Here is a 19,582-nt window from a genome sequence, read left to right on the forward strand (position 1 = left end):
CGCTAGGGGGAGGTGGCGCCGTAGGCGTCGGAGGGGAAGGGGGCAATTAGCTCTCGATGGAGGTTCGGCGTTGGAGTGCGACGGACGTGATCTGGCGGACGACGTCGTCGAGGTTGGCCAGCATTTCGCGAGCTGGGTAGTGGGGGACGCGGATGTCTTGCGCGACCAGCCAAGCGTCGCGCGTTACGTCTCGGTCGGGACGATCGCCTCGGTTGTGAGCTTCGCCGTCAACTTCGATCGCGAGTCGGGCTGGGGCGCAGTAGAAGTCCAGGACGTAGGGGCCTGCTGCGTGTTGTTTACGGAAGCGGAGGCCTTCTTCATTGCCTCGTAGCGCCAGCCACGGGGCTATCTCTGGCGGGGTCATCTGTTTTCGCAGGCGCTTGGCGTTGCTTTGATCGTGTAGGGATCCTTCGAGCCGCATCGCATGCCTCCCCCTCCGTCGCCGTTGGCGACACCTCCCCCTGGCGGGGGAGGATTGATGAGTAGCATTTGTCGGGCGAGTTGAGCCGGAAAACCCTCTCCCCCCGGTTGCATTTCGCCCGACTCTCCCGTAATGGCCCGCCTTCGGTTTAAACATCAACCAGCAAGAGCCCGGAAACGGGCCCGCTCTTTCGCATCGGTAGGGACTATGGACAGCAATATCCGCATTCGTCTGAAGGCGTTCGATCACCGTGTGCTCGATCAGGCCACTGGCGACATCGCCGACACCGCACGCCGCACCGGCGCGCTCATCCGCGGTCCGATTCCCCTTCCGACGCGCATCGAAAAGTTCACCGTGAACCGCGGCCCGCACATCGACAAGAAGTCGCGCGAGCAGTTCGAGGTGCGTACGTACAAGCGTATGCTGGATATCGTCCAGCCGACGCCGCAGACGGTCGATGCGCTGATGAAGCTGGACCTCGCAGCAGGGGTGGACGTAGAGATCAAGCTGGCCTAAGGGCTGGCGCGGCGCGGTCGACCAGCAATGGTCCCGCGCCGCTCTACATTGGGATACCGCCGTCGGTGAAAACCGACGGGGCAGCGTCCCCCGTCACGCTTCCGCATTTGCAGAAGCACCAGCCCGGGACGGGGGCACGTTTCGTATTTACCGGGTTGAACCGACTCCATTCAGGGCTTTTGCCGGGGATGGGGTCAGGTGGACGCATCATGGAGTTCGCTCCGGACATGGTCCGCAAGCCCCCGAGGAATAGTCCGACGGGGCCTCTGTCTAGGAAGGGACAAGATCATGCGTACTGGCGTGATCGCGAAGAAGATGGGGATGACCCGCCTGTTCCAGGAAGATGGTCGGCACGTGCCGGTCACCGTTCTGGCACTCGAAGGCAATCAGGTCGTTTCCGTTCGCGAAATGGATCGTGACGGCTACACTGCCGTCCAGCTTGGTGCAGGTGTCGCCAAGTCGAAGAATGTCGCAAAGCCGCAGCGCGGCCATTTCGGCAAGGCCGAAGTGGAGCCCAAGGCTGTCGTCCATGAGTTCCGTGTGAACGCAGACGGCCTGCTCGACGTCGGCGCCGAGATCTCGGCCGACCATTACGTCGCAGGCCAGATCGTCGATATCCAGGGCAAGACCCAGGGTAAGGGCTTCCAGGGCGGCATGAAGCGTTGGGGCTTCGGCGGTCTGCGGGCAACCCACGGCGTGTCGGTCTCGCACCGTTCGCTCGGTTCGACCGGTCAGCGCCAGGATCCGGGCAAGGTCTTCAAGAACAAGAAGATGGCCGGCCACATGGGCGACAAGTATCGCACCCAGCAGAACCTCGAGATCGTGTCGACGGACGTCGAGCGTGGTCTCCTGTTCGTCAAGGGTTCGGTTCCTGGCTCCAAGGGCGGCTGGCTCTTCGTCAAGGACTCGGTGAAGGTTGCGCGCCACGCCGACGCACCGTTCCCCGCCGGTCTCAAGACCGCAGACAGCAACACCGCAGCAGACACGCCGGCCGAAACGACCGACGCACCTGCAGCCGACGGCCAGGAGGGCTGAGCGTGAAGATCAAGGTTTCATCTTTCGCCGGCACTGACGCAGCGGACATCGAGCTCAACGACGAGGTCTTCGGCCTCGATCCGCGCGCCGACATCCTGCACCGTGTCGTCACCTGGCAGCTCGAGAAGCGTCGCGAGACGGCTCGTGGCACCCGTGAGCGCGCAGACGTCGCACGCACCGGCAAGAAGTTCGGTCGCCAGAAGGGCGGCGGTACGGCTCGTCACGGCGATCGTCGCGCACCAGTGTTCATCGGTGGTGGTAAGGCTCACGGCGCACGCGTCCGTGACTTCAACCCGTCGCTGAACAAGAAGGTTCGCTCGCTCGGCCTGCGGATGGCTCTCAGCAGCCACGCCAAGGCGGGTTCGCTGGTCATCATGGACAGCCTGGCTGTCGAGGGTGGCAAGACCAAGACGCTGCAGGGCGATCTCGCAAAGCTCGGCTTCGGCAAGCGTGCGCTCGTCATCGACGGCGACATGGTCGACACCAGCTTCGCATTCGCTGCGGGCAACCTGTACGAAGTGAACGTGATGCCGGCTGCCGGCGCGAACGTTTACGACATCCTGAAGCATGACACGCTGGTGCTGACGCGCGCCGCTGTCGAAAAGCTGGAGGCGCGCTTCCATGGCTAAGAAGCAGAAGGCGGGCATCGATAATCGTCACTACGACGTTATCCTCGCCCCGCACATCACCGAGAAGACGACGACCCTGTCGGAGTTCAACGCGGTTGTGTTCAAGGTATCGAACGATGCCACGAAGCCCGAGATCAAGGCGGCCGTTGAGGCGCTGTTCGACGTGAACGTCGTCGGCGTGAACACGCTCGTCCAGAAGGGCAAGACCAAGAAGTGGAAGGGCACGAACTACTCGCGCTCCGACATGAAAAAGGCAATCGTGACGTTGAAGGACGGTCAGTCCATCGACGTGACGACGGGGATCTGAGGCCATGGCACTCAAGCATTATAATCCGACATCGCCGGCACGCCGCGGTCTCATCCTGGTCGACAAGTCGTCGCTCTGGAAGGGTCGCCCCGTCAAGGCGCTGACCGAAGGTAAGCACAAGACCGGCGGTCGTAACAACAAGGGCCATGTGACCTCGCGCGGCATCGCCGGCGGTCACAAGCAGAAGTACCGCTACATCGACTTCAAGCGTCGCAAGTGGGACGTCGAAGGCACCGTCGAGCGGATCGAGTATGATCCCAACCGCACCGCGTTCATCGCCCTGGTCAAGTACCCGGACGAGGAGCTCGCCTACATCCTGGCGCCACAGCGTCTGGCCGTCGGCGACAAGGTTCTCGCGGCCAAGAAGACCGACGTGAAGCCAGGCAATGCCATGGAACTCGGTCAGATGCCGGTCGGCACCATCGTCCACAACGTGGAGATGAAGCCGATGAAGGGTGGCCAGATCGCCCGTTCGGCCGGCACGTACGTGCAGGTCGTCGGTCGTGACAAGGGCATGGTGATGGTCCGCCTGAACTCGGGCGAGCAGCGCTACATCCGTAGCGATTGCATGGCGACGGTTGGCGCGGTCTCGAACCCCGACAACCAGAACCAGAACCTGGGCAAGGCAGGTCGTTCGCGCTGGATGGGTATCCGTCCTCTGACGCGCGGCGTCGCCAAGAACCCGGTCGACCATCCGCACGGCGGTGGTGAAGGCCGTACCTCGGGTGGCCGTCATCCGGTTACGCCTTGGGGCAAGCCGACGAAGGGTGCGCGCACGCGTCATAACAAGTCGACCGACAAGATGATCATCCGGTCGCGTCATTCGACGAAGAGGAAGGGCTAACATGGCTCGTTCAGTCTGGAAGGGCCCCTTCGTGGACCTTCATCTGCTCAAGAAGGCAGAAACCGCCCAGGACACCAACGCGCGTTCGCCGATCAAGACCTGGTCGCGTCGCTCGACGATCCTGCCGTCGTTCGTGGGTCTCACGTTCAACGTCTATAACGGCCGCAAGTTCGTGCCCGTCTCGGTCAACGAAGACATGGTCGGCATGAAGCTCGGTGAGTTCGCGCCCACGCGCTACTTCCCCGGCCACTCCGCCGACAAGAAGGGCAAGCGCTGATGTCTAAGCAAGTCAGCCCGCGCAAGGTCGCGGACAACGAGGCGCTTTCGGTCGGTACGCAGATCCGTGGTTCTGCGCAGAAGCTCGGCCTCGTGGCTGCGCTGATCCGTGGCAAGAAGGTCGGCGATGCGATGAACATCCTCGCCTTCTCGACCAAGGGCATGGCGATCGAAGCGCGCAAGGTGCTGGCCTCGGCCATCGCCAACGCCGAGAACAACCATAACCTCGACGTCGACGCGCTCGTCGTCGCCGAGGCTTCGGTCGGCAAGTCGATCACGATGAAGCGCTTCGCTACCCGCGGCCGCGGCAAGTCGACCCGCATTCTCAAGCCATTCAGCCGTCTGCGCATCGTCGTGCGCGAGCAGGAAGAAGCATAATGGGTCAGAAGAGCAACCCCATCGGTCTGCGTCTGCAGATCAACCGTACCTGGGATAGCCGCTGGTACGCCGAAGGCGCCGACTATGGTCGGCTCCTGCTCGAGGATCTCAAGATCCGCGCATTCATCATGAAGACGCTGCCGCAGGCCGCGATCTCCAAGGTGGTCATCGAGCGTCCGGCCAAGCTGGCCCGCATCTCCATCTTCGCTGCACGCCCCGGCGTGATCATCGGCAAGAAGGGTGCGGACATCGAGAAGCTGCGTTCGACGATCGGCAAGATGACGTCGTCGACCGTGTCGCTGAACATCGTCGAGATCCGCAAGCCAGAAGTCGATGCGCGTCTCGTCGCGCAGGGCATCGCCGATCAGCTCGAGCGTCGTATCGCCTTCCGTCGCGCCATGAAGCGTGCGGTCCAGTCGGCGATGCGTCTCGGTGCCGAGGGCATCCGGGTGAACTGCGGTGGCCGTCTTGGCGGCGCCGAGATCGCACGGTCCGAGAGCTATCGTGAGGGTCGGGTTCCGTTGCACACGCTGCGCGCGAACATCGATTATGCCGAGGCTACGGCGCATACGTCCTACGGCGTTTGCGGCGTGAAGGTCTGGGTCTTCAAGGGCGAGATTCTCGGCAACGATCCGACGTCGTACGACCGCATCATGATGGAGGCTCAGACCTCCGGCGTGCGGCCGCAGCGCGACGATCGTCGCTAAGGGGCAGGAACAGACATGCTGCAACCAAAAAAGACCAAGTTCCGGAAGGCCTTCAAGGGCAAGATTTCGGGCGATGCCAAGAGTGGCTTCTCGCTCAATTTCGGCTCCTACGGCCTCAAGGCGATGGAACCCGACCGGATCACCGCACGCCAGATCGAGGCGGCCCGCCGCGCGATCACGCGTCACATGAAGCGCCAGGGGCGTTTGTGGATCCGCATTTTCCCAGACCTTCCGGTCTCGGGAAAGCCAGCCGAAGTCCGCATGGGTAAGGGCAAGGGCGCGCCGGAATACTGGGCCGCTCGCGTCAAGCCGGGTCGGATCCTGTTCGAGCTCGACGGCGTCGACGGCAAGATCGCCGCCGAGGCGTTCGAGCGGGCGGCCATGAAGCTGCCGATCAAGGTAAAGGTCGTTGCCCGCCTGGGCGACACCTCGCATCTGGGAGGCGAGTAAGATCATGGCTCGTATCGACGACATGAAGACCAAGAGCGACGACCAGTTGTCGGAGTCGCTCGGCGAACTGAAGCGCGAGCAGTTCAACCTGCGCTTCCAGGCCGCCACGAACCAGCTCGAAAAGCCGAGCCGCGTTCGTGAGGTCCGCCGCGACATCGCTCGCATCAAGACCCTGCAGGCTCAGCGCACCAGCGCTGAAGCCGCGAAGTAAGGAACGTATCATGCCGAAGCGCGTGCTGACCGGTCTGGTCGTGTCCGACAAGGGCGACAAGACGGTGGTCGTGAACGTCGAGCGTAAGGTGAAGCACCCGCTCTACGGGAAGATCATCCGTCGCTCGAAGAAGTATCATGCTCATGACGAGAGCAACGAGTTCAAGCAGGGCGAGACCGTGCGGATCGAAGAGACCGCACCGATCTCCAAGCTGAAGACCTGGAAGGTGATCGAGCGGGTCAACACCCACGCGACGCCGGAGCGGGCTTCGGCCGAGGGCTGAACTGGTACGCTCCAAACCCCGTCATCCCAGCGAAAGCTTGGATCTCGTGGTGAGGGGCGATCGGCTCGAACAGGGATACCCCGGCTTTCGCTGAGGTGACGGGTTTGAGTTAAGAGGGCAGGGGGGAAACCTCCTGCGCTCTTGTTTTCGTAAACGGGAACGGCTAAGCGGCCGCTCCTCCCCGCTGCGGTTCGTCCGTGGCGGGGTGATTTTTTAGGCGGGGTTCGGTCGGTATCGACCCCAGAGACAGAGAAGGGATACGGATCCATGATCCAGATGCAGTCCAATCTCGACGTCGCTGACAACAGCGGCGCGAAGCGGGTGCAGTGCATCAAGGTGCTTGGGGGTTCCAAGCGTCGTGTTGCAGGCGTTGGCGACATCATCGTCGTCAGCATCAAGGAAGCGCAGCCACGTGGCCGTGTGAAGAAGGGCGACGTTCACCGCGCGGTGATCGTGCGTACCGCCAAGGATATCCGCCGTGCAGACGGTACGGTCATCCGCTTCGACGGCAACGCCGCGGTGCTGGTCAACAAGAACGAGGAGCCGATCGGCACCCGTATCTTCGGCCCAGTCGTTCGCGAGCTGCGTGGCAAGAAGCACATGAAGATCATCAGCCTTGCGCCGGAGGTGCTGTAATGGCGTCGCAGCGTATCAAGAAGGGTGACAAGGTCATCGTCCTGTCCGGCAAGGACAAGGGCAAGACCGGTGAAGTCACCGTCTCCATGCCGAAGACCGACAAGGTCGTCGTATCGGGCGTCAACATCGCCGTGCGCCACACCAAGCCGACTCAGGGTGACCCGCAGGGTGGCCTGATCCGCAAGGAAGCACCGATGCACGTTTCGAAGGTCGCGCACGTGACCGCCGACGGCAAGCCGACCCGCGTCCGCTTCGAGGAGCAGGACGGCAAGAAGGTCCGCGTCGCCGTCAAGACCGGGGAGAAGATCAATGGTTGATCAGAACACTGGCGCTGAGAACACCGGCACCGAGGCCGTCTACGTCGCGCGCATGCGCAAGCTGTACGACGAGACGATCATCAAGGCGATGACCGAGAAGTTCGGTTACAAGAACGTCATGGAGATTCCGCGGCTCGACAAGATCGTGCTGAACATGGGCGTCGGCGAAGCCACGCAGGACAAGAAGAAGGTCGACCAGGCTGCTTCCGAAATGGAGCTGATCGCCGGCCAGAAGCCTGTCGTGACGAAGGCCAAGAAGTCGATCGCACAGTTCAAGCTGCGTGAAGGCATGCCGATCGGCGTGAAGGTCACCCTTCGTCGTGAGCGCATGTACGAGTTCCTCGACCGTTTCATCACGATCGCTCTTCCCCGAGTCCGCGATTTCCGCGGCCTCAACCCGAAGAGCTTCGATGGCCGTGGCAACTATGCCTGCGGTATCAAGGAGCAGATCGTGTTCCCAGAAATCAGCTATGACCGGGTCGACAAGGTCCGCGGCATGGATGTGATCGTGACGACGACCGCAAAGACCGACGACGAGGCTCGCGAGCTTCTCCGTCTGTTCGGTTTCCCGTTCCCGATCGAAGACGACGCTGCCGACGAGAAGAAGGCAGCTTAATCTAAGTCCCCCTCCCGCTTGCGGGAGGGGTCAGGGGAGGGGCCTCGCGCCTAACAGGCGTTGGTCCTTCCCTCCCCCAACCCCTCCCGCAAGCGGGAGGGGAGCTAGCAAAGAAAGAACTTAAGTCGATGGCGAAACTGAGTTCAGTCAACAAGAACGAGCGCCGCAAGCGCATGGTCAAGCAGTATGCCCCGAAGTACGCGGCACTGAAGGCAATCGCAGCGGACAAGACGCTCGACGACGGTGAGCGTCTGATCGCTCGCCTCAAGATGGCGGCACTGCCGCGCAACGCGAACCCGACCCGCATCCGTAACCGGTGCGAGCTGACCGGTCGCCCGCGCGCCTATTACCGCAAGTTCCGGCTCTGCCGTATTCAGCTGCGCGATCTGGCCAACAAGGGCCTCATCCCCGGCGTCACGAAGTCGAGCTGGTAAGGACTAAATCATGGCAGTGACCGATCCCCTGGGTGATTTGCTCACCCGTATCCGTAATGGCCAGCGCGCGAAGAAGGACTCCGTCCTCACGCCGGCGTCGAAGCTGCGCGTCCGCGTGCTCGACGTTCTGCAGCGCGAAGGCTATATCCGTGGCTATAGCGAAGAGCAGATGGGCCCCGCGGCCGGCCTTCGCATCGAGCTCAAGTATTTCGAGGGCCAGCCTGCGATCAAGCATGTCGCGCGCGTCTCGAAGCCCGGCCGTCGCGTCTATTCCGGCTCGCAGGAACTCCCGCGCGTCCGTAACGGCCTCGGCATCACCATCGTCTCGACGCCCCGCGGCGTGCTGTCGGATTCCGAAGCACGCGAGCAGAACGTCGGCGGCGAAGTCCTCGCGGAGGTGTTCTGATGAGCCGCATTGGTAAGAAGCCGGTCACCGTACCGGCGGGCATCACGCCGACCATCGAAAACAAGCAGCTGACCATGAAGGGCCCCAAGGGTACCCTCAAGATGCCGCTTCGCGACGAGATCAGCTACACGATCGAAGACGGCGGCATTTCGGTGCAGCCGGCCAACGACACCAAGCGCGCTCGCGCGTTCTGGGGCATGCAGCGGACCATGGTGCAGAACCTGGTCACCGGCGTGTCGGAAGGCTTCACCAAGAAGCTGCTGATCACCGGCGTCGGCTATCGTGCCGCAGCGCAGGGTCGCAACCTCAAGCTGCAGCTCGGCTACAGCCACGACGTCAACATCGACGTGCCGGAGGGGATCGAAGTCAAGACCCCCGACAACACGACGATCGAGATCTCGGGTTCGGACAAGCAGATGGTCGGTCAGCTGGCCGCGGAAATTCGTCAGTGGCGCAAGCCCGAGCCTTACAAGGGCAAGGGTATCAAGTACGACGGCGAGTTCATCTTCCGCAAGGAAGGGAAGAAGAAGTAATGACCAAGGGACTTTCTCTTTTCGCCAAGCGGCGTCGCCGCAACCGTACCGCGCTCCGCGCACGTGCAGGCACCCGTCCGCGGTTGTCGGTGCATCGCTCGGGCAAGCACATCTATGCCCAGGTGATCGACGATGCCGCCGGCACGACGGTCGCATCGGCCTCGACGCTGGAGAAGGACGTGCGCGGCACGTCCGGCGCCAACATCGACGCGGCGACTTCGGTCGGCAAGCGCGTCGCCGAGGCTGCCAAGGCAGCGGGCGTGACCCAGGTCGTGTTCGATCGCGGCGGCTTCCTCTACCACGGTCGCGTGAAGGCTCTTGCCGATGCCGCGCGCGAAGCCGGATTGGAGTTCTAAGACATGGCTGACGAAAACAACACGCCGGCAGTAATCGCTCCCGAGACGACCGCACAGGACGTCACGGCCCAGAACGTTCCGCAGAGCACTGGCTACCAGGGCAACAACGGTGGCGGTCGCGGTCGCGGCGGTCCCGGCGGCGGCGGTGGTCGTGGTGGCCCCGGCGGCAACCGCAGCGGTGGCCCAGGCGGCAACCGCGGTGGTCGCGACGGCGGTCGCGGTCGCGACAATCGTGGCGGTCGTCCGGGTGCGGACGATGGTGGCGAAGAGCTGATCGAGAAGCTGGTGCACATCAACCGCGTCTCGAAGACGGTCAAGGGCGGTAAGCGCTTCGGCTTCGCAGCGCTGGTCGTCGTCGGCGACGGCAAGGGTCGTGCAGGCTTCGGTCATGGCAAGGCACGCGAAGTGCCGGAAGCCATCTCGAAGGCGACGGCTGCTGCCAAGAAGAAGATGGTTCGCGTTCCGTTGAAGGACGGTCGCACGCTGCATCATGACGGCAACGGTCACTTCGGTGCCGGCAAGGTCACGCTGCGGTCGGCACCTCAGGGTACGGGCATCATCGCCGGTGGCCCGATGCGCGCAGTCTTCGAATCGCTGGGCGTTGCGGACGTTGTGACCAAGTCGGTCGGCACGTCGAACCCCTACAACATGATCCGCGCCACGTTCGAGGCCCTTGGCGAGCAGACCTCGCCCAAGGCCGTCGCACAGCGTCGCGGCAAGAAGATCGCCGACCTGCTCGGCCATGGTGGGTCTAAGACCGCCGAGGCCGATGCAGCTGCGATCACGGAGTAAGCGATCATGGCAACCATCAAGATCACGCAGACCGGTTCGCCGATCCGCCGCGAGAAGGACCAGCGCGCAACGCTGATCGGTCTCGGTCTCAACAAGATGCACAAGACCCGCGAGCTGGAAGACAGCCCAGAGGTCCGCGGCATGATCCGCAAGGTGCAGCACATGGTGTCCGTCGAAGGCTGAGCCTTCACGCTACCTAGTGACAAATACCGGGAAGGGGGCTAACGGCCCCCTTCCTTATTTCCGGATTCGAACCCGGCGATTTCAAACCAGCGCGTAACAAGCGAAAGCGAGTGCATTACCATGAAGCTCAACGAACTCCGCGATAACGAAGGTGCCCGTAAGTCCAAGATGCGCGTCGGACGCGGCATCGGCTCGGGCAAGGGCAAGACCGCAGGCCGCGGCCAGAAGGGCCAGAAGAGCCGCGAGGGCGTGTCCATCGCCGGCTTCGAAGGCGGCCAGATGCCACTGCACATGCGTCTGCCTAAGCGCGGCTTCAACAACATCTTCCGCAAGGACTTCGCAGAGGTCAACCTCGGCGCGATCCAGCTCGCTGTCGATGCCGGCAAGATCGAGGCTAACGCCACGCTCGACCACGACGCGCTGAAGGCCGCTGGCCTGGCACGCGGCGGCAAGGACGGCGTCCGCCTCCTCGCCAAGGGCGAGCTGACCACGGTCCTCTCGTTCACCGTCGACGGCGCGTCGAAGGGCGCGATCGAAGCGGTCGAGAAGATCGGCGGCAAGGTCGAGGTGATCCACTTCGTCCCCGCAGCCGAGAAGGCTGCCGCCAAGAAGGGCGTGAAGTACAAGGAGCGTGCGGCGCACAAGGCGTCGTTCAAGGCCTGACCTTGATGGGGGAGGGGGTGCAGAGTGCGCTCCCTCCCTTTTTTGTTAAGTCCCTCTGAGTCGCTCCGCCGCGGCAACCCATACGATCTCTCCCCCATCCCGTTCGTGCCGAGTAGAGGTCGAGCGCAGTCGAGAACTCGTATCGAGGTACAAGACCCAAGCGGGTCAGTCCTTCGATACGCCGTCTCGACAAGCTCGACGGCTACTCGGGACGAACGGAATGGGGTGAGGGCAACAAGGCGGCGGAATTGAATGGACGAGGTGGTTCCGCCACCGATCCATATCCCACCTAGCCATTAGACAAGCGCGCCCGTGCGCCTATATGAGCGGCGGGGGCGGTCACAACGCATCCCGCCTTCTTTGTTTCCAGGACGATCACACGCATGGCATCCGCAGCCGACCAGATGGCGCAAAGCATCAGCCTTTCGAAATTCGCGAAGGCGACCGACCTCAAGAAGCGGTTGTGGTTCACGATCGGTGCGCTGATCATTTTCCGCCTGCTCAGCTATGTCCCGCTGCCGGGTGTCGACCCGACCGCGCTCGGCCTGCTCTCGCAGCAGACGCAGGGCGGCGTGCTCGATTTCTTCAACACCTTCTCCGGTGGTTCGCTCAGCCGCATGTCGCTGATCGCGCTCGGCGTGATGCCCTACATCACTGCCTCGATCGTGGTGCAGCTCGCGACGTCGCTGTCGCCGACGCTCGCCGCCATCAAGAAGGACGGCGAATCGGGTCGCAAGCGCCTCAACCAGTATACGCGCTACGGCACCGTCGGCCTGACCGCGGTGCAGGGCTATTTCATCGCCGTCGGCCTTGAGACGCTCGGCGCGGCGCAAGGCATCCAGGCGGTCATCGAGCCTGGCATGATGTTCCGCGTCGCCGCGGTCATCTCGCTGATCGGCGGTACGATGTTCCTGATGTGGCTCGGCGAGCAGATCACCAGCCGCGGCATCGGCAACGGTGTCTCGCTGATCATCATGGCCGGCATCGTCGCGCATCTCCCCGTCACGCTCGTCAACCTGCTCGAAGGTGGTCGCTCGGGCTCGCTCGACCCGATCAAGCTGATAGGCATCGTCGTCGCGGTGGTCGTGCTGATCCTCTTCATCTGCTTCATGGAGCGCGCGCAGCGCCGCATCCTGATCCAGTATCCCAAGCGCCAGACGCAGCGCGGCATGCAGGCCGATCGCAGCCATCTCCCGCTGAAGATCAACACCGCCGGTGTGATCCCGCCGATCTTCGCGTCGTCGTTGCTGCTGATGCCGCTGACGATCTCGCAGTTCGCCGGGCAGCGCGTCGCTGGTGAATCGAAGTGGGGTGACTTCATCATCACGCTCAACCAGTACCTTCAGCACGGTTCGCCCGTGTACATGCTGCTGTACGGCGCGGGCATCATATTCTTCTCGTTCTTCTACACCGCGGTCGTCTTCAACCCCGAGGAAACCGCCGACAACCTGAAGCGCAATGGCGGGTTCATCCCCGGCATCCGCCCTGGCAAGAACACCGAGAACTACTTCGATTACGTGCTGACGCGCATCACCGTGATCGGTGCGGCGTATCTGACGATCATCTGCCTGTTGCCCGAATATCTGGTGACCGCGTTGCAGATCCCGTTCTACCTCGGTGGCACGAGCCTGCTGATCGTCGTCAACGTGACGATGGACACGGTGACGCAGATCCAGTCGCACCTGCTGGCACACCAGTATGGCGACCTGATCAAGAAGGCGAAGCTCAAGGGCAATCGACTTCGTTAAGCTGCCGGTCTAACGCGGTAAAAATCCTGCACGAACGAGGGGAGTGCGTTTCGTGAATATCATCCTTCTTGGACCGCCCGGCGCGGGCAAGGGCACCCAGGCCGCTACGCTCGTCAGCGAGCGCGGTATGGTCCAGCTTTCGACCGGCGACATGCTGCGTGCAGCGGTCGCCGCCGGAACGCCGGTCGGCCTCCAGGCGAAGTCGGTCATGGAATCGGGCGGTCTCGTGTCTGACGAGATCGTCTCGGGCATCATCGGCGAGCGTCTCGATCAGCCGGACACGGCGAACGGCGTCATCTTCGACGGTTATCCGCGCACCGCGGCGCAGGCCGAAGCGCTCGACGGTCTGCTTGCCGATCGCGGTCGGACGCTCGACTACGTCATCGAACTGGGCGTCGACGAGGCCGCGTTGATCGACCGCGTCGTCGGCCGCTACACCTGCGCCAAGTGCGGCACGGGCTATCACGATCGCTACAAGAAGCCGGTCGTTGCCGGCGTCTGCGACGTCTGCGGCTCGACCGAGTTCAAGCGCCGTCCGGACGACAATGCGGAAACGGTCCACAACCGCATGGCCGAATACCGCGCGAAGACGGCGCCGATCCTGCCGATCTATGACGCGCGTGGCTTGGTGCACCGGGTTGATGGGATGGCGGATATTGCGCACGTCGGCTCGGCGATCGCTGCGATTCTAGACAAGAAGTAAGCGCGTTCCGCCCCCCTCTCCGTCATCCCGGCGAACGCCGGGACCCACGGATACGGCGGACCATGTGATGGCGCGCGACCACTACCCACTCCGCAACCATGGGTCCCGGCGTCCGCCGGGATGACGGGGAGGGGCATCGTGTGTCCGCGTCTTGAAATGCTTTATCTAACAACATCAACATGACGAAATTGTCACCCCTCGGTCATCGCCCTGACCCCCGCCCGATCCTAGAACGAACACGTGGCCAGCAACGGCAGCATGAGTTTCCAGAGATCGGTGCCCGTCACTCCCGGGGGTACCGTGGGGGCCGGCGGGAAGGGTTCTTTCCGCCGGCCTTTCCGTTTATAAGGGCAGGAGATGGTGACCGAAATCGGTGGCAGGGAAGGTGATACCGCGTTGAGCCGCAAGATCCTGATCGTCGAGGACGACGCCTCGACATCCGCCTATCTTGCCAAGGGCCTGGCTGAGGCCGGCCATGCAATCGAAGCCTGTGCAGACGGCCGCGACGGCCTGTTCCTCGCCAGCGAGGGCATTTTCGACCTTATCATCGCAGACCGCATGCTGCCTGGTCTCGATGGCCTGTCGATGGTCAGCGCGATCCGCGCCGCCGGTATCGCCACGCCCGTCCTGATCCTGTCCGCGCTCGCCGCCGTCGACGATCGCGTCGATGGCCTCAAGGCCGGCGCCGACGACTATCTGTGCAAGCCCTTCTCGTTCGCCGAGCTCTCCGCACGGATCGAGGCCATGCTGCGCCGCTCCGACCGTGCCGCGACGGAGCCTCAGAAGACCAAGCTTTCCGTCGGCGACTTGGAGATCGACCTGCTCGCCCGCGCCGTCTCCCGCGCCGGCCGCTCGATCCCGCTTGGCGCCCGCGAGTTCAACCTGCTCGAATTCCTTGCCCGCCATGCCGGCCAGGTGGTGACGCGCACGATGATGCTCGAGAAGATCTGGAACTACCATTTTGACCCGGGCTCGAACGTCGTCGACGTCCATATCGGTCGCCTCCGCCGCAAGCTCGAGGAAGGTTTCCCGACGCCGATCCTGCACACGGTCCGCGGCGCAGGCTATCGACTCGCCGTAGAAGGGTGATTCGCCTTTCGGTAACAGCCCGAATCGCGCTGCTCTCGATCGCGCTGGCGCTGATCTCCAACCTCGCGCTGGTCGGCTTCGTCTGGAAGACCACCAGCGCTGACGCGATCGACGCGATCCGGCGCGAGACCACCGAACAATCGGAAGCCCTCCGCGCGGTCTGGCGTAACGGCGGCCTCCCCGCGATCCGTCAGGCGATCGACAGCGCGGTCGTCCCCGGCGATGTCTCGCTCGTGCTTGCAGTGGTCGACCCGAAGGGCAGGGCCGTCGTCGGCATTGCGCCCGAACGCCTCGCGGTCCCCCTTCGCATCACGCAGTTCCGGATCGCACGACTCGGTGCGGACGAACTCTGGTCCGCGCGCGAGACCGGGTACGCGCTCCACCCGCTCGGCAGCTACTGGCTGCTGACCGGTCGCAATCTCGACCTGATCGCCGCAGAGGAACGCGCGATCGAGCGCGCACTCGCGGTTGCCGTGTTCCTGTCGCTCGCGCTTGGCGTGGTCGGAGGGCTTGTCCTAACGCGCTACGTCAGCCGCCGGCTTGACGGCATTGCAAAGGCGATCGAGGCGGCTGGCGAGGGCGATCTGTCGCGCCGCGTCGACATGATCGCGGGTGGCGGCGATGCGTTCGATCGTCTTGCCGCCCGCCTCAACGTCATGCTCGGCAAGCTCGAAGGCGTGATGGCCGAACTGCGGATCGTCACCGACAGCCTCGCGCACGACCTCCGCTCGCCGCTCGCGCGCTTGCGCACCAAGACCGAGCAGGCGGTGCTGATCGCCGATCCCGACGCTCGGGAAGCGGCGCTGGGCGGCCTCCTGGTCGAAACCGACCTGGTGATGCGGATGCTCACGATGGTAATCGAGATCAGCCGCTCGGGCTCGGTCTCACGCGATCGCTTCATCGAGGTCTTGCCCGCGAACCTGCTGGAGGAGATCGGCGAACTCTACGCGCCCGTCGCAGAGGACGCTGGCCTCGTCTTCACGATCGCGATCGACGACCGCCCACCGCCGATGAAGCTCCACCGCGAACTCATCAGCCAGGCGATCACCAACCTGATCGACAATGCGCTTCGTCACGGCGCTGGCGGCGGAGAAGTCACGCTGCGGATCGTCCACCGCACCGACGGCGTCGCGATCCAGGTCGAGGACCGAGGCCCCGGTATCGCGGCATCCGACCGAGCCCAGGCGTTGAAGCGCTTCGGCCGGCTCGACAGCGCCCGCTCGACCCCAGGCGCAGGACTCGGCATGGCGCTGATCGAGGCGGTAGCGCGGCTCCACGATGGCCATTTCGAACTCGCCGACAACGCCCCCGGCCTCGTCGCGCGGATCGTCCTCCCAGTCTGATCCTGCCCCGCAGGGGGGAGGTGGCTGGCGCTTGCCAGACGGAGGGGGAGGAAAGGCTAACCTCGGTTGCGTGTCCTCCCCCTCCGTCGCTACGCGCCACCTCCCCCTGGCGGGGGAGGATTGTAAGCGCAATCGGTTGACCGGAACCGCCTCCCCGGCGAGACCATGTCCATGACGACGCTCGCTTCCCATCGCCGCATCCTCGCCGCCAGCCTGGTCGGCACCGCGGTCGAGTTCTACGATTTCTATATCTACGCGACCGCCGCGGCCCTGGTGTTCGGGCCGCTGTTCTTTTCAGGCCAGTCCGCATCCGCGCAGTTGCTGCTGAGCTACGCTACGTTTGGCCTGGCCTTCATCGCCCGCCCGGTCGGCGCGATCGTGTTCGGGCATTTTGGCGATCGGATCGGACGCAAGTCCACCCTCGTTGCATCGCTGTTGCTGATGGGCGGATCGACCGTCGGTATCGCCTTCTTGCCAACCTATGCACAGGTCGGCTGGATCGCGCCGGCGCTGCTGTGCCTGATGCGGCTGGGGCAGGGGCTGGGCCTCGGCGGCGAATGGGGCGGGGCGGCGTTGCTGGCGGTCGAGAACGCGCCGCCGCACCGAAGAAACACCTGGGGCATGTTCCCGCCGCTCGGTGCCCCGGTGGGCTTCCTTGCCGCGAATGGGCTGTTCCTGATCATCGGTCTCGTGCTCGACGAGGCGCAGTTCCTTGCCTGGGGCTGGCGGATCCCGTTCCTGCTCAGCGCGATCCTTGTTGGACTCGGTCTGTGGGTACGCCTGAAGCTGACCGAGACGCCCGCCTTCCTGGAAGCCGAAGCTACCGAGGCGCTCCCGAAGGTGCCGATCGCGACCCTGCTGACGAAGCACCTGCGCGCGACCTTGGCCGGCACATTCGGGGTGATCGCGTGCTTCGCGCTGTTCTACCTCGCGACCGCGTTCGCGCTTGGTTACGGCACGAAGACACTCGGCTATTCACGCGAGGCGTTCCTCGGTGTCGAACTCGTCGCGATCTGGTTCTTGGCAGGCGGCGTGATCGTGGCCAGCGTGCTCGCGGACCGGCACTCGGCAACACGGATGCTCGCGATCGGGTTTGCCGGGTGCATCGGCGTCGGCGCGCTGATGGGGCCGATGCTGGGCTCGGGATCGCTGTTCACGGTGTGGCTGTGGCTATCGGGCGCGCTGTTCGCGATGGGGTTCGCGTACGGCCCGCTCGGTGGCTGGCTGCCGAGCCTGTTTCCGGCGGGGGTGCGCTACACCGGCGTGTCGATGACGTTCAATCTTGGCGGCGTACTCGGCGGTGCGCTGGCGCCGATCGTCGCGGAGGCATTGGCCCCGCATGGGTTGTGGCTGGTCGGCGGGTATCTGATGGCGGCCGGGGTGCTGAGCCTTGGCGGGCTGCTGATCCTCGGCCGCACGACCGACAGGTAGAACGCTCTCCCGCTTCTGCGGGAGAGCATTCCTTCACGCGGACACTGGCCGCAACAGCGTCAGCCGGGCCTTACCGTGCACGCGCGTGGCGTCGACCTCGAAGCCGGGGAGTTCGACGACCTCGGCCTTCGCCGTCTCCAGGCTGATCCATGTCGCCGGCCCGACCCAACCCAGCCGCGACAGCTTGTCGAGCGCGACCAGTCCGGCACCGGTGTTGTAGGGCGGATCCATCAGGATCACGTCGAGCGGCGCCGGTGCGGGCCCGAGCGCCATCACCGACGTCGCGCGGACATCACCGCGGATCTCCAGCTTGGCGAGGTTGGCCTTGAGCGCGTCGACCGCCAGCTTGTCCGATTCGACGAACATGCACGTCCCCGCGCCGCGCGAAAGTGCCTCGATCCCCAGCGCGCCCGAGCCTGCGAATAGATCGGCGACCGCCAACCCCTCGAAGCTCCCGACGCGGCTCGTCAGCATCGAGAACAACGTCTCGCGCATCCGGTCGGCGGTGGGACGGGTGGAGTCACCCTTGGGCGCGACGATCGGGCGACCGCGCCATTGGCCTGCGATGATCCGCATCAGCGCTTCCCTCCACGTGGTGCACGGGGCGGATGACCGCGCCCTCCCGACGGACCCTTGCCGGGCGCAGTAGGCCGTGTACCGCGTTCAGGCCGCGCCGGACCCTCCGAACGCACGGGCCGTGGCTCGGCACCCGGACGCCCGCTGGCACTCCGCGCCGCGCGCTTGTCGAGTGAACTGCGCCCCCGCGAATCGTCCGCCTGCGGACGGAAGCCCCGCGGCTGTTCCTGACGCTGGACGGTAGCGCCCGCACCGACTCGCGACGGCGCAGCGCGCTCCCGCGGTGGCTTGGCGGCGCGGAAATGCTTGATCTTGGGGTTCGTGCTCAGCTCCTCGCCGCGATCGGCACGCTCCTGCCGCACGTACGGCTTGGAGGTCTCGCCACTCGTCGGCCGGGCGTGATGCGTTCCCGTCGGCCGAGCGGCATTCCGCACATCCGGCCGCGCCCAGGGATCGTTGACGTCGCCGCGCTGCATCGCCGCGGTCGGACGGATCCGCTCGGGCCGCGCCGGTCGCGAAGGTCGATCGGTCGGTACCGCGCCGCTCGAAAAGCCAGAGCTTGCAGGTGCCGCATACGGACTGCGAACCGGCGTACGCACGCCAGTAGTAGGCCGCGCGCCCGAAACTGGACGCGCACCCGGCGCTGGCCGTGCCGTCGGTGCAGGCCGCGGCGCATTGCTGCCCCGCTGGCTAGACCGCGCGCCGATCCCGGCCCCCGCACCGGCACTCGCGCTGATCCCTATGTTCGCGCGCGCGCCCGGACCCTCGGGTCGACCCTTCGCGAGTTCCTTCTGGAACGCGACGACGTCGTGCTGCAGGACTTCGCCGATCTGCCCCGGCGGCAGGTCGCCGAGCACGAACGGGCCGTAGCGCGTCCGGATCAGCCGCGAGACCTGCAACCCGAGATGCTCCAGCACGCGGCGGACTTCGCGGTTCTTGCCCTCGGTCAGGATCATCTCGATCCAGACGTTGGCACCAGTACGCCGCTCGATATTCGCGTTGATCGAGCCGTAGCGGACGCCCTCGATCTCGATACCCTCGATCAGTTCCTCGAGCTGCGGCTGCGTGATATTGCCATACGCACGCGCACGATAGGCACGCTCGACACCCGTCGCGGGCAGCTCGAGCTGGCGCTTGAGCCCACCATCGGTGGTCATCAGCAACAGCCCCTCGGTGTTGAGATCGAGGCGGCCGACCGGCACCAGCCGTGGCAGATCCTGCGGCAGGCGGTCATAGATCGTCGTACGGCCGGCGGGATCGCGCTCGGTGACGAGCAGCCCGGTCGGCTTGTGATACAGGAACAGCCGAGCCGAACTCGGAGCCTCGACCGGGTCGCCATCGACCGTAACGCCGTTGAGGTTGCGCAGGATCGTCGCCGGCGTGTCGAGAATGCTGCCATTGAGCGCGACTCGGCCCTCGGCGATCATCCGCTCGATATCGCGGCGCGAGGCGATCCCGGCGCGTGCGAGCAGCTTGGCGATACGGTCCCCCTTGATCGGTGCGGCCGGCGTTTCGGGGGAGGTTGCGGGCGCGTCGTTCGACGGGCTGGCAGTCGGGTTATCGTCTTTTGAAGTCGTCATGGCGCGGCTGATACTATGGATCGGCGTCCAGCGCGAAAATATTTGCGACCGTTCGCCCGCAAGCGCGTTAGGACACGCGAGCGTAACGATCCTTCGTGCGCATCCGGGGGTCTTTCGGC

29 protein-coding genes are annotated in these 19,582 nt (G+C 64.5%); 26 read left to right on the forward strand and 3 right to left on the reverse strand.

The window, feature by feature from the left end:
• Window positions 1-46 precede the first annotated feature (46 nt).
• Window positions 47-577, reverse strand: coding sequence for an endonuclease domain-containing protein (locus IFR23_RS20485; protein ID WP_342344837.1), 531 nt, complete (start codon window positions 575-577; stop codon window positions 47-49).
• A gap of 51 nt (window positions 578-628) precedes the next feature.
• Between IFR23_RS20485 and rpsJ the strand changes: the two genes are divergently transcribed.
• From rpsJ to IFR23_RS00890, 26 genes are all read left to right on the forward strand, one after another.
• Window positions 629-937 (forward strand): 30S ribosomal protein S10, encoded by a 309-nt coding sequence (rpsJ, locus tag IFR23_RS00765; protein WP_007406109.1) that lies wholly within the window; start codon window positions 629-631, stop codon window positions 935-937.
• Between the two features lie 288 nt (window positions 938-1,225).
• Window positions 1,226-1,972 (forward strand): 50S ribosomal protein L3, encoded by a 747-nt coding sequence (rplC, locus tag IFR23_RS00770; protein ID WP_192974320.1) that lies wholly within the window; start codon window positions 1,226-1,228, stop codon window positions 1,970-1,972.
• 2 nt (window positions 1,973-1,974) lie between these two features.
• Entirely contained in the window at window positions 1,975-2,601 is a 627-nt protein-coding gene (gene rplD, locus IFR23_RS00775; protein ID WP_056047616.1) for a 50S ribosomal protein L4, read from the forward strand.
• Window positions 2,594-2,908 (forward strand): 50S ribosomal protein L23, encoded by a 315-nt coding sequence (locus IFR23_RS00780; RefSeq protein ID WP_056047618.1) that lies wholly within the window; start codon window positions 2,594-2,596, stop codon window positions 2,906-2,908. Before rplD ends, IFR23_RS00780 begins: the two co-directional genes overlap by 8 nt.
• Window positions 2,909-2,912: 4 nt before the next feature.
• Window positions 2,913-3,752: a 50S ribosomal protein L2 gene (rplB, locus tag IFR23_RS00785; RefSeq protein ID WP_055872649.1), complete on the forward strand. Its 840-nt coding sequence runs from the start codon at window positions 2,913-2,915 to the stop codon at window positions 3,750-3,752.
• Between the two features lies 1 nt (window position 3,753).
• A complete protein-coding gene (gene rpsS, locus IFR23_RS00790) occupies window positions 3,754-4,029 on the forward strand; it encodes a 30S ribosomal protein S19 (protein ID WP_031393761.1) in 276 nt (91 codons plus the stop codon).
• On the forward strand, window positions 4,029-4,406 hold the full coding sequence (rplV, locus tag IFR23_RS00795) for a 50S ribosomal protein L22 (RefSeq protein ID WP_056047621.1): 378 nt from the start codon (window positions 4,029-4,031) through the stop codon (window positions 4,404-4,406). The genes rpsS and rplV overlap by 1 nt, the downstream gene beginning before the upstream one ends.
• Window positions 4,406-5,113, forward strand: coding sequence for a 30S ribosomal protein S3 (gene rpsC, locus IFR23_RS00800; RefSeq protein ID WP_055872646.1), 708 nt, complete (start codon window positions 4,406-4,408; stop codon window positions 5,111-5,113). Before rplV ends, rpsC begins: the two co-directional genes overlap by 1 nt.
• Before the next feature lie 15 nt (window positions 5,114-5,128).
• Window positions 5,129-5,563, forward strand: coding sequence for a 50S ribosomal protein L16 (gene rplP / locus IFR23_RS00805; RefSeq protein WP_031393758.1), 435 nt, complete (start codon window positions 5,129-5,131; stop codon window positions 5,561-5,563).
• Between the two features lie 4 nt (window positions 5,564-5,567).
• Complete coding sequence (rpmC, locus tag IFR23_RS00810) at window positions 5,568-5,774, forward strand: 50S ribosomal protein L29 (protein ID WP_055872644.1); 207 nt, start codon at window positions 5,568-5,570, stop codon at window positions 5,772-5,774.
• Window positions 5,775-5,784: 10 nt separating this feature from the next.
• Complete coding sequence (gene rpsQ / locus IFR23_RS00815) at window positions 5,785-6,057, forward strand: 30S ribosomal protein S17 (RefSeq protein ID WP_031393756.1); 273 nt, start codon at window positions 5,785-5,787, stop codon at window positions 6,055-6,057.
• A gap of 267 nt (window positions 6,058-6,324) precedes the next feature.
• Window positions 6,325-6,693: a 50S ribosomal protein L14 gene (gene rplN / locus IFR23_RS00820; protein WP_031393755.1), complete on the forward strand. Its 369-nt coding sequence runs from the start codon at window positions 6,325-6,327 to the stop codon at window positions 6,691-6,693.
• Complete coding sequence (gene rplX / locus IFR23_RS00825) at window positions 6,693-7,010, forward strand: 50S ribosomal protein L24 (RefSeq protein WP_056047623.1); 318 nt, start codon at window positions 6,693-6,695, stop codon at window positions 7,008-7,010. The genes rplN and rplX overlap by 1 nt, the downstream gene beginning before the upstream one ends.
• A gap of 52 nt (window positions 7,011-7,062) precedes the next feature.
• The gene (rplE, locus tag IFR23_RS00830) at window positions 7,063-7,626 is read left to right on the forward strand and encodes a 50S ribosomal protein L5 (protein WP_082441396.1); all 564 of its coding nucleotides are present in this window, start codon (window positions 7,063-7,065) and stop codon (window positions 7,624-7,626) included.
• 128 nt (window positions 7,627-7,754) lie between these two features.
• On the forward strand, window positions 7,755-8,060 hold the full coding sequence (gene rpsN / locus IFR23_RS00835) for a 30S ribosomal protein S14 (protein ID WP_056015537.1): 306 nt from the start codon (window positions 7,755-7,757) through the stop codon (window positions 8,058-8,060).
• A 10-nt stretch (window positions 8,061-8,070) separates the two neighbouring features.
• A complete protein-coding gene (rpsH, locus tag IFR23_RS00840) occupies window positions 8,071-8,466 on the forward strand; it encodes a 30S ribosomal protein S8 (protein ID WP_031393751.1) in 396 nt (131 codons plus the stop codon).
• On the forward strand, window positions 8,466-8,999 hold the full coding sequence (gene rplF / locus IFR23_RS00845) for a 50S ribosomal protein L6 (protein WP_056047628.1): 534 nt from the start codon (window positions 8,466-8,468) through the stop codon (window positions 8,997-8,999). Before rpsH ends, rplF begins: the two co-directional genes overlap by 1 nt.
• The gene (gene rplR, locus IFR23_RS00850; RefSeq protein ID WP_031393749.1) at window positions 8,999-9,355 is read left to right on the forward strand and encodes a 50S ribosomal protein L18; all 357 of its coding nucleotides are present in this window, start codon (window positions 8,999-9,001) and stop codon (window positions 9,353-9,355) included. Before rplF ends, rplR begins: the two co-directional genes overlap by 1 nt.
• Window positions 9,356-9,358: 3 nt before the next feature.
• Window positions 9,359-10,147, forward strand: coding sequence for a 30S ribosomal protein S5 (gene rpsE / locus IFR23_RS00855; protein WP_120299318.1), 789 nt, complete (start codon window positions 9,359-9,361; stop codon window positions 10,145-10,147).
• Between the two features lie 6 nt (window positions 10,148-10,153).
• A complete protein-coding gene (gene rpmD, locus IFR23_RS00860) occupies window positions 10,154-10,330 on the forward strand; it encodes a 50S ribosomal protein L30 (RefSeq protein ID WP_055872633.1) in 177 nt (58 codons plus the stop codon).
• A gap of 120 nt (window positions 10,331-10,450) precedes the next feature.
• Window positions 10,451-10,993, forward strand: a complete 543-nt coding sequence (rplO, locus tag IFR23_RS00865; RefSeq protein WP_056047631.1) for a 50S ribosomal protein L15 — start codon at window positions 10,451-10,453, stop codon at window positions 10,991-10,993.
• 383 nt (window positions 10,994-11,376) lie between these two features.
• Window positions 11,377-12,741 carry a preprotein translocase subunit SecY gene (gene secY / locus IFR23_RS00870; protein ID WP_055872627.1) on the forward strand — a complete coding sequence of 455 codons (1,365 nt, stop codon included), beginning with the start codon at window positions 11,377-11,379 and terminating at the stop codon, window positions 12,739-12,741.
• A gap of 52 nt (window positions 12,742-12,793) precedes the next feature.
• Window positions 12,794-13,444: an adenylate kinase gene (locus tag IFR23_RS00875; protein WP_056487096.1), complete on the forward strand. Its 651-nt coding sequence runs from the start codon at window positions 12,794-12,796 to the stop codon at window positions 13,442-13,444.
• A gap of 396 nt (window positions 13,445-13,840) precedes the next feature.
• Window positions 13,841-14,533 carry a winged helix-turn-helix domain-containing protein gene (locus IFR23_RS00880; RefSeq protein WP_056050249.1) on the forward strand — a complete coding sequence of 231 codons (693 nt, stop codon included), beginning with the start codon at window positions 13,841-13,843 and terminating at the stop codon, window positions 14,531-14,533.
• The gene (locus tag IFR23_RS00885) at window positions 14,530-15,876 is read left to right on the forward strand and encodes an ATP-binding protein (RefSeq protein ID WP_192974322.1); all 1,347 of its coding nucleotides are present in this window, start codon (window positions 14,530-14,532) and stop codon (window positions 15,874-15,876) included. Before IFR23_RS00880 ends, IFR23_RS00885 begins: the two co-directional genes overlap by 4 nt.
• 171 nt (window positions 15,877-16,047) lie before the next feature.
• Entirely contained in the window at window positions 16,048-17,307 is a 1,260-nt protein-coding gene (locus IFR23_RS00890; protein ID WP_192974323.1) for an MFS transporter, read from the forward strand.
• A 33-nt stretch (window positions 17,308-17,340) separates the two neighbouring features.
• Here the strand turns inward: IFR23_RS00890 and rsmD are convergent, their stop codons facing one another.
• Window positions 17,341-17,883 carry a 16S rRNA (guanine(966)-N(2))-methyltransferase RsmD gene (gene rsmD, locus IFR23_RS00895; protein WP_192974324.1) on the reverse strand — a complete coding sequence of 181 codons (543 nt, stop codon included), beginning with the start codon at window positions 17,881-17,883 and terminating at the stop codon, window positions 17,341-17,343.
• Window positions 17,883-19,463 carry a pseudouridine synthase gene (locus IFR23_RS00900; RefSeq protein ID WP_192974325.1) on the reverse strand — a complete coding sequence of 527 codons (1,581 nt, stop codon included), beginning with the start codon at window positions 19,461-19,463 and terminating at the stop codon, window positions 17,883-17,885. The genes rsmD and IFR23_RS00900 overlap by 1 nt, the downstream gene beginning before the upstream one ends.
• Between the last annotated feature and the right edge of the window lie 119 nt (window positions 19,464-19,582).

The organism is Sphingomonas sp. CFBP 13603, assembly GCF_014892665.1.
Classification (GTDB): domain Bacteria; phylum Pseudomonadota; class Alphaproteobacteria; order Sphingomonadales; family Sphingomonadaceae; genus Sphingomonas.

Excerpts from the sequence above, each read along its gene's own strand:
- rplB (WP_055872649.1), top strand. The coding sequence starts at position 2,913 with ATGGCACTCAAGCATTATAATCCGACATCGCCGGCACGCCGCGGTCTC.
- rpsN (WP_056015537.1), top strand. The coding sequence starts at position 7,755 with ATGGCGAAACTGAGTTCAGTCAACAAGAACGAGCGCCGCAAGCGCATG.
- rplF (WP_056047628.1), top strand. The coding sequence starts at position 8,466 with ATGAGCCGCATTGGTAAGAAGCCGGTCACCGTACCGGCGGGCATCACG.
- rplX (WP_056047623.1), top strand. The coding sequence starts at position 6,693 with ATGGCGTCGCAGCGTATCAAGAAGGGTGACAAGGTCATCGTCCTGTCC.
- rpsJ (WP_007406109.1), top strand. The coding sequence starts at position 629 with ATGGACAGCAATATCCGCATTCGTCTGAAGGCGTTCGATCACCGTGTG.
- rpsQ (WP_031393756.1), top strand. The coding sequence starts at position 5,785 with ATGCCGAAGCGCGTGCTGACCGGTCTGGTCGTGTCCGACAAGGGCGAC.
- rplO (WP_056047631.1), top strand. The coding sequence starts at position 10,451 with ATGAAGCTCAACGAACTCCGCGATAACGAAGGTGCCCGTAAGTCCAAG.
- IFR23_RS20485 (WP_342344837.1), bottom strand. The coding sequence starts at position 577 with ATGTTTAAACCGAAGGCGGGCCATTACGGGAGAGTCGGGCGAAATGCA.
- rplP (WP_031393758.1), top strand. The coding sequence starts at position 5,129 with ATGCTGCAACCAAAAAAGACCAAGTTCCGGAAGGCCTTCAAGGGCAAG.
- rpmD (WP_055872633.1), top strand. The coding sequence starts at position 10,154 with ATGGCAACCATCAAGATCACGCAGACCGGTTCGCCGATCCGCCGCGAG.
- rpsS (WP_031393761.1), top strand. The coding sequence starts at position 3,754 with ATGGCTCGTTCAGTCTGGAAGGGCCCCTTCGTGGACCTTCATCTGCTC.
- rplV (WP_056047621.1), top strand. The coding sequence starts at position 4,029 with ATGTCTAAGCAAGTCAGCCCGCGCAAGGTCGCGGACAACGAGGCGCTT.
- secY (WP_055872627.1), top strand. The coding sequence starts at position 11,377 with ATGGCATCCGCAGCCGACCAGATGGCGCAAAGCATCAGCCTTTCGAAA.
- IFR23_RS00900 (WP_192974325.1), bottom strand. The coding sequence starts at position 19,463 with ATGACGACTTCAAAAGACGATAACCCGACTGCCAGCCCGTCGAACGAC.
- rsmD (WP_192974324.1), bottom strand. The coding sequence starts at position 17,883 with ATGCGGATCATCGCAGGCCAATGGCGCGGTCGCCCGATCGTCGCGCCC.
- rplC (WP_192974320.1), top strand. The coding sequence starts at position 1,226 with ATGCGTACTGGCGTGATCGCGAAGAAGATGGGGATGACCCGCCTGTTC.
- IFR23_RS00780 (WP_056047618.1), top strand. The coding sequence starts at position 2,594 with ATGGCTAAGAAGCAGAAGGCGGGCATCGATAATCGTCACTACGACGTT.
- rplE (WP_082441396.1), top strand. The coding sequence starts at position 7,063 with ATGCGCAAGCTGTACGACGAGACGATCATCAAGGCGATGACCGAGAAG.
- rpsE (WP_120299318.1), top strand. The coding sequence starts at position 9,359 with ATGGCTGACGAAAACAACACGCCGGCAGTAATCGCTCCCGAGACGACC.
- rpsC (WP_055872646.1), top strand. The coding sequence starts at position 4,406 with ATGGGTCAGAAGAGCAACCCCATCGGTCTGCGTCTGCAGATCAACCGT.
- rplN (WP_031393755.1), top strand. The coding sequence starts at position 6,325 with ATGATCCAGATGCAGTCCAATCTCGACGTCGCTGACAACAGCGGCGCG.
- rpmC (WP_055872644.1), top strand. The coding sequence starts at position 5,568 with ATGGCTCGTATCGACGACATGAAGACCAAGAGCGACGACCAGTTGTCG.
- IFR23_RS00890 (WP_192974323.1), top strand. The coding sequence starts at position 16,048 with ATGACGACGCTCGCTTCCCATCGCCGCATCCTCGCCGCCAGCCTGGTC.
- rplR (WP_031393749.1), top strand. The coding sequence starts at position 8,999 with ATGACCAAGGGACTTTCTCTTTTCGCCAAGCGGCGTCGCCGCAACCGT.
- rpsH (WP_031393751.1), top strand. The coding sequence starts at position 8,071 with ATGGCAGTGACCGATCCCCTGGGTGATTTGCTCACCCGTATCCGTAAT.